The organism is Bacillus sp. 95MFCvi2.1 (genome assembly GCF_000374965.1).
GTDB classification, from domain to species: domain Bacteria; phylum Bacillota; class Bacilli; order Bacillales; family Bacillaceae_G; genus Bacillus_A; species Bacillus_A pseudomycoides.
The window spans coordinates 1-12,334 of record NZ_KB895745.1 but is presented as its reverse complement, the minus strand read 5'-3'; the positions used below and the strand labels follow the sequence as shown (position 1 = coordinate 12,334).

The 12,334-nt window shown below is 34.1% G+C and carries 9 protein-coding genes and 2 pseudogenes; 5 read left to right on the top strand and 6 right to left on the bottom strand.

All coding sequences use genetic code 11. The features are described 5' to 3' along the window. Positions 1 to 504: thiol-activated cytolysin family protein (locus C568_RS31515; RefSeq protein WP_196813670.1), on the bottom strand; the 504-nt coding region annotated here is incomplete at its 3' end. A 318-nt stretch (positions 505 to 822) separates the two neighbouring features. Between C568_RS31515 and C568_RS34480 the strand changes: the two are divergent. After that, positions 823 to 939 (top strand): annotated as a pseudogene (locus C568_RS34480) (IS6 family transposase); the annotation flags it as partial. Between the two features lie 113 nt (positions 940 to 1,052). On the opposite strand, the gene C568_RS0129235 reads toward C568_RS34480, so the two are convergent. The 3 genes from C568_RS0129235 to sdaAB all read right to left on the bottom strand — a co-directional run bounded on the left by C568_RS0129235 (position 1,053) and on the right by sdaAB (position 4,300). Then, positions 1,053 to 2,372 carry an amino acid permease gene (locus tag C568_RS0129235; RefSeq protein ID WP_018783602.1) on the bottom strand — a complete coding sequence of 440 codons (1,320 nt, stop codon included), beginning with the start codon at positions 2,370 to 2,372 and terminating at the stop codon, positions 1,053 to 1,055. 316 nt (positions 2,373 to 2,688) lie between these two features. After that, entirely contained in the window at positions 2,689 to 3,579 is an 891-nt protein-coding gene (gene sdaAA, locus C568_RS0129230; RefSeq protein WP_018783601.1) for an L-serine ammonia-lyase, iron-sulfur-dependent, subunit alpha, read from the bottom strand. A 22-nt stretch (positions 3,580 to 3,601) separates the two neighbouring features. Beyond that, positions 3,602 to 4,300, bottom strand: a complete 699-nt coding sequence (sdaAB, locus tag C568_RS0129225) for an L-serine ammonia-lyase, iron-sulfur-dependent subunit beta (protein WP_006097457.1) — start codon at positions 4,298 to 4,300, stop codon at positions 3,602 to 3,604. 811 nt (positions 4,301 to 5,111) lie between these two features. Here sdaAB and C568_RS33945 point away from each other — a divergent pair. Continuing rightward, positions 5,112 to 5,417, top strand: a pseudogene (locus C568_RS33945) (DDE-type integrase/transposase/recombinase); the annotation flags it as partial. 276 nt (positions 5,418 to 5,693) lie between these two features. Here C568_RS33945 and C568_RS0129220 read toward each other — a convergent pair. After that, a complete protein-coding gene (locus C568_RS0129220) occupies positions 5,694 to 7,043 on the bottom strand; it encodes an APC family permease (protein WP_018783600.1) in 1,350 nt (449 codons plus the stop codon). 578 nt (positions 7,044 to 7,621) lie between these two features. On the opposite strand from C568_RS0129220, the gene ald reads away from it, so the two are divergent. The 3 genes from ald (at position 7,622) to C568_RS0129205 (ending at position 11,217) form a co-directional block, all read left to right on the top strand. Further along, a complete protein-coding gene (gene ald, locus C568_RS0129215) occupies positions 7,622 to 8,734 on the top strand; it encodes an alanine dehydrogenase (protein WP_018767859.1) in 1,113 nt (370 codons plus the stop codon). Further along, positions 8,731 to 9,732, top strand: coding sequence for a bifunctional threonine ammonia-lyase/L-serine ammonia-lyase TdcB (gene tdcB / locus C568_RS0129210; protein ID WP_018767858.1), 1,002 nt, complete (start codon positions 8,731 to 8,733; stop codon positions 9,730 to 9,732). The genes ald and tdcB overlap by 4 nt, the downstream gene beginning before the upstream one ends. A gap of 93 nt (positions 9,733 to 9,825) precedes the next feature. Beyond that, entirely contained in the window at positions 9,826 to 11,217 is a 1,392-nt protein-coding gene (locus C568_RS0129205; RefSeq protein WP_018783599.1) for an amino acid permease, read from the top strand. A 379-nt stretch (positions 11,218 to 11,596) separates the two neighbouring features. Here the strand turns inward: C568_RS0129205 and C568_RS0129200 are convergent, their stop codons facing one another. Further along, positions 11,597 to 12,097 (bottom strand): GNAT family N-acetyltransferase, encoded by a 501-nt coding sequence (locus C568_RS0129200; RefSeq protein ID WP_006096908.1) that lies wholly within the window; start codon positions 12,095 to 12,097, stop codon positions 11,597 to 11,599. Positions 12,098 to 12,334 lie beyond the last annotated feature (237 nt).

The following is a 12,334-nucleotide window of genomic DNA, read 5'->3' as shown; positions in this document are numbered from 1 at the left end:
AGACACATTACCATATGTAGGATTTTGGACAGTAATTGTATTGTCTTTTCTCATGCCAGGTAAGTCTATACTAATATTCAAAGGTTTTCTCTTAGCTACTAACAAACTAGGTTGATTATCCGCAAAAGCTTTATTTGCAAGTTGTACTGCTCCTGGATAAGTACGATTAGCCACAGAATCAATAATTGAAATATCCACTGGTGAAGTTGTAAGTGATTTTTTCTCACGTTCAACTACTACAAATTTACCATTTGAATTTGTACTTTCTTTCGGAACAAAACTCTCTACTTTATCACCATTTACTGCTAAAACCTCTTGATTATTATACTTAAGATTTGCTATGCCAGTATCAATGTTAATAGCTTTTTTTGTTGCATCAGCTGCATTATTTGTTTTTGTTTCAGCGAAGGAAATAGAAGAATAATTAATAGTGCATAAGCCAATTGATAAACATGCTAGTAATTTTATTCCCTTAGTATTTTTCTTGATTTTCAAAAAAATCAACTCCTTCCTTTTTTTCGTATTAAGGTATGATAATTATTTATAAATAATTGCTAAATAGTGAACTTACATAAATGCTTTTAAAAGTTCTTGAACGAATGGAAGTGCTCCACCTACAAATTTTAAAATTGTCATTGCGATTGTCATATTATTTCCTCCTCTTTTGTTGTTTCTAAGATGTGATTTATCTTTATGCTTTCATTATAGTAAGCGCTTACATTTTTATCAATACATTCTTATATGCAATATTGCATACCTGAGTAAGGTCAATGAAATATCACATTTTCGCATTAAGGCTTGATGGCGATGGGGCGGCACCCCAATATGCTTGGATTAAAATCATTGCAAACAGCTAAAAAAGTGATTGCTGGAATAGAAGTTATGCATATGATCAAAAAAGGACAAACTCCCCAAGGTGAGAAGTCTGTCCAAAAATAGATATATCTTATCCATGATCTCTTTGGTTTAACAACTTAAAATTCAATTCCGCTAGGATCTTTCGTTCTTTTTTCATATCCCACTATTTTTGCACCAGAACCAACAATAGTGAATTAGAATAATGACTTAATACTTGCTAGGACAGTAAGTATACCTATAATAATGACAAATACATTGCTCATTTTCCCTCTGTATTTAGCTAGTACTGGTACTTTACGGATCGCATACATTGGTAATAGACATAAGATAGCAGCAACTAACGGACCGCTAAGGGCATCAATGATTCCAAGAATACTTGGATTTGCATAAGCGACATACCAGCATGTTAATACGACAAAAGTAAGGATCATTGTCTTAACTGTTTTTTCTCCTATATCTTTTCCGCGTGTTTTACTGGACTTGATAATCATGTCACGCATTACCTCATATGCTCCTATATAATGGCCAAGGAAGGACTTTGTTATGGCCATAAAAGCAATGATAGGAGCTGCAATAGTGATTATAGGCGAATTAAGCTCATTAGCAAGATATGATAGGATTGACAAGTTCTCTTTTTTTGCCATTATAAGATCATTTGGAGTCAAACTCAAGGTACTGCTCCAAACAAAGAACATAACAACAACGAATGTCATGATATAACAAACTTTTTGTATTTGAGCACATTTGGCATCAGTAGCTTCTATTCCATAGGTAGCTCTCTGTTTCATAACAAATGACGAAATCATAGGAGAATGATTAAACGAGAATACTATGATTGGTAGTATCATCAATATCGTTCCAAAATATCCTGTTCCTGTTGAAGCAGTAGAAACACTTGAAAAACTAAGCATTGACGTATTCCACTTTGGAATCAAAGATATTGCGATAAAAAGTAGAGAAGCTATGAAAGGGTATACTAGCATGCTCATTATCTTTACAGTGATATCTTGACCAAAATTTAGTATAGCTATAAGACCGAGTACTAATACAAGTGATAAAATGGCCCTTGGAGGCTCCGGCATGTGCAATTGATGCACGATAAAACTACTTGCAGTATTTGTAAGTGCAACCGAATACATCAGCACGATAGTATAAATTGAGACGAAATATACTATGTTAAAAATTATACTTGCCTTATTTCCGAAATACTCTCTTATTGTACCTGTAATCCCCTCATCAGCAGAATTGGAAGCGTATATCATTTTAGCAAGCGCCCTATGTGAGTAATACATAACAGGATATGCAAGTATGGTAATTAACAGTAATGATAATAAACCACCTGAACCTGCATTAATAGGTAAAAAGAGTACTCCTGCTCCAATTGCTGTTCCAAAAAGGCTCAATGCCCAGGTAGTATCCTGTTTATGCCACTTTTTAGGGTCTGGATATTTCTCATTTTTTACTGCAGTATTTTCAGCTTGAAATTCTATTGTTTTTGCAGTATTTCCATTCATATAATAATTCCTCCTTGTATCCTATTCTTACGTCTCTTTTTAAAGCTTAGGAATATAGACCATTCTTGAAAAGCGAATTGCTTACAAGATGCTCCACATCGTGTGTCCTTCTTCTAAGTTGATCAAAATCGAAAAATTCGCTAGTCATCAACCCAATGAATTTGTTAGCGTTTACAAAGCATTTTAATTATATAGTAGTATATTTTAATTGTATAGTAGTATATTTCAATGACAATGGCTCTTAATATACAGACATCCTTAGGAGAACAATAGAGAACAGAATTGTTAACTATTTCACAATATTTCAAATAACCGTTTATTTATTTAATTGTTTCTCTCCAAAAATTTTACTTTTAATGGCAATCCCTGTAGGTGTGGCCGCAATTCCGCCTAAACCTGTCTCTCTTAATTCGCGAGGCATCTGTCTTCCAACTCTATACATCGCTTCAATAACTTCGTCAGCATTGATGATATTGTTTACGCCGGCTAATGCGATGTCCGCTGCTGCTAAAGCATTTGCCGTTCCAATGGCGTTTCTCTTTACACAAGGAATTTCTACCAAACCAGCGACCGGATCACAAACTAAACCGAGTAAATTTTGTAATGCGGTTGAGAAAGCTTCAGAAGATTGCTGTGGCGTTCCTCCAGCAGCTTCTACCGCTGCAGCCGCCGCCATTGCTGAGGCACTGCCTACTTCAGCTTGACATCCTCCGTACGCTCCGGAAATACAAGCGTTATTTGCGACTATCATTCCAAATAAAGATGAAGTGAATAGAAAATGGACCATATCTTCATGACCTAACTGAAACGTATCTTTAATACTAAATAGGACTCCCGGGATTGTCCCACTCGCGCCTGCTGTTGGAGTCGCACAAATAGCCCCTAATGAAGCATTTACTTCATTAACACCGATAGCACTTTGAATCCCTAACACCATCAAATCTCCAGAAAGAGTTTTTCCGTTTTCTCGATATTTTTTTATTTTAACAGCATCGCCTCCGGTTAAACCAGTCGGAGAAAATACCCCGTCGCCCTCGATACTTTTATTTATGGCATTTTCCATAGTCGCTAAATTTCTTTCCATTTTACTCCAAACTTCTTCATAAGAAGTTTTAGTTTGTTCGATTTCCTGTTCGATTGCTAATTCATAAATTGGTTTTTTCCTTTTATTAGCTGCATCCACAATTTCTTTTATGGTCATATACATATTTTTTCACCCCTTAATGTAACTAAAGAATAATGATATTAGCTAGACCGCTTAAACTTCCCAATTCCTTCTGAGCATCACCAGGCAATAGCGAATCCAAAGCGAATGCATATAAATATTTTCCGCTTTCTTCTAAACTATGAAAGTCGTTAATTTCCACATCATATTGTTTAAAGATCCTGCGTAAGACAAATTCAAAGTCAGCTCTTTCGGAAATCGCAATAATAACTGGCAATGGGCCCTGAAGATCTAAGCTAAATCCGTCAATTTCAACATGTTTGACTTCAATTAATCCGCCGCCGACCGAAATACCCACCGTTCTAATACTTCGATTTTCATCTTCTAAATATACATCTGCCGTATTTGGATGACCAGCAGGACTATCACCTGCTTTTTCAATAAAGGTAATGTCCATGCCTTTAGATTCTGCTATTTTAATAGCATCTGGCACTTTGCTGTCATCGGTAGCAAATCCTAATATTCCAGCAATAATTGCAAAATCAGTTCCGTGTCCTTTATGGGTTTCAGCAAATGATTCATAATACCTTACCACGACTTTTTTTGGAAGACCTTGAAATAATTTATTAGCAACTGCTCCAATAGCTAAAGCACCTGCAGTATGTGAGCTTGAAGGACCTATCATGACCGGCCCAATCACATCAAAACAACTTTTGTATTTAACAACCTTTTTTTCTTTAATAGATGCTACATTCATGTTCATATAAGCACCCCCATAATTTATTATTTTTAATTGCAGTTGAATCTAAGTTATTAGAATGACCAATTCAAAATAAGATCTGGCTGATAACGCTTCCATTTTCATGTTGAATAAATTTCCCTTCTGATCACACACCTTTCTTAGAGTAATCGTATCAGTATGTCCAATTTTAGAAGATTACTTGCAAGGTCTTTAGAATTTTGCACCAGAATCAGGTTTGATATTTTCTCCAGAGGTAATAGATTATCTCTCGACGCCCTCATTATAACTTGTATATTTATGAGTTTAATATTTTTTTATTTTTAGAAAGATTGAATAAACAGAATTTTGAATGGGTAATAAATTACACTTGGCATGTAGCAATTGTGTCCATTGTTTGAAGCTGTATTAGTTAGTAAAAAAATAAAAATAACACAGAGTTCCTTTGATTAACACATTGATTATATTGGGAACTCATTATAAAGATACTTATATTTTCCTTTGTTGAAACATCTTATTTTAAACGTGAAAGCTGTTGTAATAAATGATTAGTGTAGATGGAAAGGAATAAATTAAGGAAATATAAAATCCTTTCGGGTATTTATTATTCATTTTGCATTTATATACATTTCTCAGAAAAAAGGAACTTCTTTTCAAGGTGCCGCCACATGCCCATCAACTTAAGAAATCCAACTACCCCCAAGTGTAAAAAATGTTATTCTTTCTAAATGTAGTACTTTGAGAAAAAACGATAAATCCTTTACAAAAAATATTCCCTACTTTCTAAACCAAGAGTAGGGAATTATGGCGTTTTAATAGACTTAGGAAGATAAATACGGTTTTGACTACAGATAAGGCTCCTTCCTTAATTTGCGCATTTAAAAAATTACAGAGAATAGACTTTTACAAAAATACCTTTCATCGTACAACAAAATATCTCAATAATCTCATTGCGCAAGATCATCGACACGTGAAGCGCCGTTTCGCTCGTTCCTTAGGATTTCAAAGTCTTCGTCATGCCTCACATACGATAAAAGGGATAGAAACGCTTCATGCCATATACAAACAAAGACGAAGTCTTCAATCAGACTCCGTCTTTTCGACGTATAACGAATTACAGAATTTATTATCGATTTCATAAAATTTGACCACAATCTTCCCATGTCTCTATGTGTAAAAAAACTTTGCAACAGACCCGTATTTTCTATTATTTATATGTTATGCAAAAGTTACGGGTGGGGGGATTTATCAAGCCGCAACTATTAGGTATAATTCTAAGTAAATTGCATATAATGTTATTGAAATCTAGGGAAAGTTGCATAAAAAAGACATCTTCAACTGGGGAAAATGTCTTTTTTGCTGTTCCTTATTAGGCCTCGCCATATCATTTCGAGAATTTCGCACATTTGGACACAATTTAATCCTCTGTTTTTACATCAATATGCTTATTACGCATTATAAAGTAAATTGGAAGGCCTAAAGCCGTTAGTCCTATTCCACATAAGGCTAGTAATGTTTGTGTAAATAACGTATTAAAGACTATAAATAAGCCACCTAATAAAGCTATCGTCGGTACAATCGGGTATAAGGGTACCCTGTAAGGACGTGCAAGTTCTGGCTCTCTTTTACGTAAAATGAATAAAGCTAAAAATGTCATTGTATAGAATATCCATATAACAAATACTAACATATCTGTTAACGTATTAAATCCTCCTATAAGCATCATGATTATTGAAACCAACAAGACAAATATTCCAGAATTATAAGGAACTCTGCTCTTATTAGATAATGTAGCAAACCATTTACTAAAAGGTAGTTTATTTTCTAATGCCATAGCATAAGGAATTCTCATACCTGTCATAATATATCCATTAATTGTACCAAATACAGATATTAAAATACCTATACTAACTAGTTTTCCACCCATTGTACCAAAAAGAATTTTTGCAACCTCAGATGCAGGTGTATCAGTTCCTGCAAGTGCTGTTGCAGACATAACCATTAGGAATGCAATATTAATTAATAAATAAACAACCGTAACAATTGATAATCCTAGTATTATTGCTTTAGGTAGATCTTTTTTGGGATTTTTCATTTCGCCAGCTATATTCCCTACGTGTATCCATCCATCATAGGCAAACATCGTTGCAAGTAAGCCAGAACCTAGAGCGGATATAAAAGATTTATCTGGTCCTGCCTCAATTGGGTACAATTGAAAAGTTACATCACCTTTGTGTAGCAAACCAAAAATAATAATAAGAGCTAAAGGAAGTAATTTACCTATAGTGGAAGCGGTTTGGATCCCTCCAGCAGCTTTAGCACCTAAAAAGTTCATAAGAGTTACAAAGGTTGCGGTTATAACAGCAATTCCTACAATCATCATTTTATTTTCATTAGCATTTAATCCAAACAAGTTAACAGTTTGGGTTCCGAAAATAATAGCAAGTGCTGCAATATTTGCTGGAAAGTAAATGACGGTTTGAGCCCAACCTAGTAAAAATGCTGTTAAATTTCCGTAAGTACGTTTTAAATAAGCCATCATACCACCTGTTTCTGGAATAGCAGCCGATAATTCAGCCCCTGTTAATCCTGCACAAACAGTTAATATTCCGCCAATAACCCATGCGAGCAACCCTAAACTGGCTGTACCAGTGATACCATATAATGCAGTTGGTTTAAAAAAAACACCAGCCCCTATTACGGTACCAATAACTGTAGTCAAAGCAGCAAAGAAACCAATTTCTTTTTTTAGTTGTTGTTGTGACATAACAATCACTCCTGTTTTATAAAAATAAACAAAATCTCTAATGAATCGCAGCACTTGGTGTTCTCATATTTAGATATTATCCCTAGTTTTTCACATAATATTTTTAAGCTTAAACTTGAATATCTAATTAAATATATATTTGCCTAGAATTAGGAATAGAAAATGAGTACTAATGACCAAACATATTTGTGAAATACTTCACAAATATGTTTGGTCATGCTTCTAGTAGAGAAGTCTTCCTAACACAATTAATACTCAACGCATAGATTTTTAATTTGTATTACATAATGATAAGTTGCTTTAAATTCAGAAGAGATGTTATTCGTGACAAAGTCTAGCACAGACTAAAATGCTATACAATAATAATTTTCAAGATAGAATTTTATTACCGAGCAAATAAATACATTTTGTGAATGATTTCACAAATTGATTGACTTAGGGTTTTGAATCTTGCTATCTTGTAGGGGCAAAACAGCGAGATAAATGAAAAATAGCATGTATACACATAATAAGTTTGGTGTACTTGTCATTTTTTATTTAAATTGTTAGATATATTAATTTCAAAAGGAAGTGTGAGTATGAAAATCGGAGTAGTAAAAGAAATAAAAAAAGGTGAATCTCGTGTGGGAATGACTCCCGAAAATGCTCAAAAGTTAGTTGCAGAGGGACATCAAGTTTTGGTACAAAAAGATGCTGGATTAGGATCTGGTTATACTAATGATGAATATACAAATGCAGGTGCAAGCATAGTAACTCAAAAAGAAGCTTGGGACGTTGATATGGTAGTAAAAGTGAAAGAACCACTATCTGCAGAATATCACTACTTTAAAAAAGATCTCATTGTATGGGGATTTTTACATCTAGCAGCTTCTAAAGAGTGTGTTGAAGCAATGAGACAAGCAGGAACTACTGCAATTGCTGGAGAGACAATTAGTGAAGATGGTGTTTTGACTCTGTTAAAGCCCATGAGTGCGATTGCTGGCCGCCGTGCGGTCTTTATGGGAGCTTATTATCTAGAAAAACAACATCAAGGAGAAGGGATTTTATTATCAGGAATTGAGGGTATCCCTGCTGGAAATGTTGTCATTTTAGGTGGAGGAAATGCATCTATTAATGCATGTGATATGGCAATTGGAATTGGTTGCCATGTGACTATTCTAGAATTAAACAAAACCCAAATTGCTTATTTAAAAGAAAGATATGTGAATGATTCTGTAGAGGTTATTGAATCCAATACTGAAAACTTAGAAAAGCATATAAAAGAGGCAGACTTATTTATTTCAACTATCTTAATACCAGGAGCTAAACCACCGAAAATTGTAAAAGAATATATGGTTCAATCAATGAAACCTGGCAGTGTTATTGTTGATATTGCAATTGACCAAGGTGGAACAGTTGAAACAGTTGATCACTATACAACACATGATAACCCTATATTTATTAAGCATGATGTAATCCATTATGCTGTACCAAATATGCCTGGTGCCACCCCACGTACTTCGACCATGGCTTTAGCAAATGGAAATATTGAATATTTATTATTAATTGCTAAAGAGGGATTAGAAAATGCAATAAATACTAAACCGGCTTTAGCATCTGGTATAAACATTTATAAAGGTTTTATTACCTATGAGAATTTAGGAAAGACGTTAGAGTTAGATTATAAACCACTGAAAGAAGTGTTACTATGATTAACAAAAATTTACCACTTAACATTGGTGATATAAAAAAAGCTCAACAAATTCTTTCTGGAAATGCACGTAAGACCCCCCTTGTTAAATCATTTTATTTGACGAGTAAAACGGGTGGAGAAATTCATTTGAAGTTAGAAAATATGCAATTAACTGGATCATTTAAGTTTCGTGGTGCATTTAATAAAATTTCAAATTTAACAGATGAAGAAAAAGCACATGGTGTGATTGCTTGTTCAGCTGGGAATCATGCACAAGGTGTTGCATTATCTTCTCATTTACTTGGAATCAAAAGTAAAATTGTTATGCCAATTTCTGCACCACAAGCCAAAGTTGATGCTACCAGAGGATATGGTTCTGAAGTTATTTTACATGGGGATACCTTTGATGATGCTAAGGCTAAATGTGAAGAGATTATACAGGAAACAGGAGAAACATATTTACATCCATACGATGATGTAGAGGTAATGGCTGGCCAAGGAACAATTGGTTTAGATATTCTTGATGATATGTGGGATGTTGATACTGTAATTGTGCCTATTGGTGGTGGAGGTATTATTTCAGGAATTGCAGTTGCACTTAAATCATTTAATCCATCAATTAATATTATTGGTGTTCAAGCTGATAATGTCCATGGAATGAAAGCTTCTTATGATGTTGGAAAAATTGTATCCCATTATGAAGCACCAACAATAGCTGATGGATGTGCTGTTAAAATACCAGGAGACTTAACCTTTGAAATTGTTAAAGAATTAGTGGATGATATTGTAACGGTATCAGAAGAGGAATTAGAAGTAGCCATGAAAGACTTACTACAACGTGGAAAAGCTGTTGTAGAAGGAGCTGGAGCATTAGCTACAGCTGCTCTTCTTGCAGGAAAAGTTGATCAATATACAAAAGGTAAAAAAGTAGTAGCGGTTATTTCAGGTGGAAATGTGGACTTAAAACGCATTTCCAGTGTATGTGAGCATTTCTTTGTTGCGAATGAAGTAAAATAACTCTTTGAATATCTTATAAAATAAATTAATTTTACCAAAGAAGAGCTAGGAGAAGACATCTTAGCTCTTCTTTGGTAAAAGGGGACATATATCGTGGCCAACCTGTTTAAAAAGAAATCTGTTATGCAATTGTTAGAAGAAAGTAAAAGTAAAACTTTGTCAAAAAATTTAGGGGCATTTGACTTAACAATGCTAGGAATTGGCGCAATAATTGGTACAGGCGTTCTTGTATTAACTGGATTAGTAGCAGCAAGAGATGCTGGTCCAGCAGTTATTTTTTCATTTATGATTGCCGCAATTGTTTGCGGATTTGCAGCATTATGTTATGCAGAAGTTGCTTCTACACTTCCTGTTTCAGGTAGTGTGTACACATACTCTTATGCTACAATTGGGGAGTTTGTAGCCCATTTAATGGGATGGACCTTACTATCGGTATACGTTGTAACAACAGCAGCAGTAGCTGGTGGATGGACAGGTTATTTCCATAACTTGATAAGTGGATTTGGATTAGAAATTCCAAAAGAACTGTTAACGATTCCATCACAAGGTGGTATCGTTAACTTACCAGCAGTAGTCATTACGTTAGTACTAACATGGCTATTATCACGTGGTACGAAAGAAAGTAAACGTGTGAATAACGCAATGGTATTAATCAAAATTGCTATTGTTAGCTTATTCATTGCGGTTGGTGTATTCTACGTAAAACCAGAAAACTGGGTACCATTTGCACCGTATGGTTTAAGTGGAGTCTTTGCCGGAGGAGCAGCAGTATTCTTTGCTTTCTTAGGTTTCGATGCATTAGCAACTTCAGCAGAAGAAGTGAAAAATCCACAACGTGACCTTCCAATTGGTATCATTGCTTCGTTAGTTATTTGTACAATCATTTATGTTGTGGTTTGTCTTGTTATGACTGGTATGGTTTCTTATAAAGAGTTAGATGTACCAGAAGCAATGGCTTATGTACTAGAAGTTGTAGGACAAGATAAAGTAGCTGGTGTAATTGCTATTGGAGCTGTAATTGGTATTATGGCTGTAATTTTTGCTTATATTTACGCAACAACACGTGTATTCTTTGCAATGAGTCGTGACGGTTTATTGCCAGAATCTTTTGCGAAAATTAACAAGAAGACAGAAGCACCAACATTTTCAACTTGGTTAACAGGGATTGGTAGTGCTTTAATTGCTGGATTTATCGATTTAAAAGAATTGTCGAATTTAGCGAATATTGGGGCGCTATTAACGTTTGCGATGGTTGGTGTATCAGTTATCATCCTTCGTAAAACACATCCGAAATTACAGCGTGGATTTATGGTACCACTTGTACCAATTTTGCCGATCATTTCAATTGTTTGCTGTTTATTCTTAATGCTAAATTTACCGTTAACAACATGGGTGTACTTTGGTGTTTGGTTAGCAATTGGAGTAGTTGTATACTTTGTTTATTCGAAAAAACATAGTCACCTAACAAAAGAAGAAAGCTCATAGTTATTGTAATACAGATGAAATGATTCTATACTTATCATTTCATCTGTATTTAGAAAGTTTTATATGAAATAAAAATATGAACAATTGCAAAGACTTTAATTTCAAGGTTATATATTTCTTTTTCATATAAAAAACTAATATTCTTGAATTCGACATACTTCTTTATAAAAGATACATGATGTAAGTGATATACTTAATACTGTAGTAAATGAATTGTGTCCAAGTACAATAATAATTACTACATTTCACATAGGGGTAGTACCACATGGCCATCAAGCTAAGGTCTTGAGGTACCCCCTAAACGAAATTTTTACTTTTCTACATTTTGTTATCTTATTATAAGCGTTGATAACATAAGATTCGTTATCAGAAGTAAAACCTATACATTTAAAATCTTAGACATATAATAACTATCAACTAAATCTCCATCAACAACACAAGAACCTCTTTTTATGCCCTCAATCTCATAACCTAATTTCTCATATAAAGAAATGGCTGATGTATTATTTACTCTTACAGTCAACTCTAATCTGATTACACCAAAAGTCTTTGCCCAATTTTCAAGTTCTTTAAATAACTTAGTTCCAATTCCTTTTCCACTATTTTCATGAGTTACACCAACAACAATATAAACACTATGCCTAATTCTTTTAGGTTGACCACCAATTGCCATCAAGTATCCTACTAATTCATCTTCAATCTCAGCAACAAAAATAGCTGAATTAGAAGATTGAGACATTCTTTTGATAGCACTTTTTTGTTGTTCAATTGTAGTAGTTCTCTCCCCTTCCTTAAATAACATAAATTCCGTTTCTTCATCAATCTTTCTACATAATTCTAAAAAAGGTTCTGCATCTGTTTCCTCGATTAACCGAATCATAACTCATAAACCTCGCTTTAATTAATATGTTGCAACAACAAATAATTCGACAAATATATTAAAAAATCATCTTATTTAAACTATGAATAACCTATACATATGAAGTTTACATAGGACATCATTATCTGTAGCAAAAATGTTAATGCCGTAATTACATAAAGAAAAAGAATCCCTTATGATTTCTGGGATTCTTTTTCTTGTTTAAAGTTTGCTCACACAAATGATCTGCACATCAAT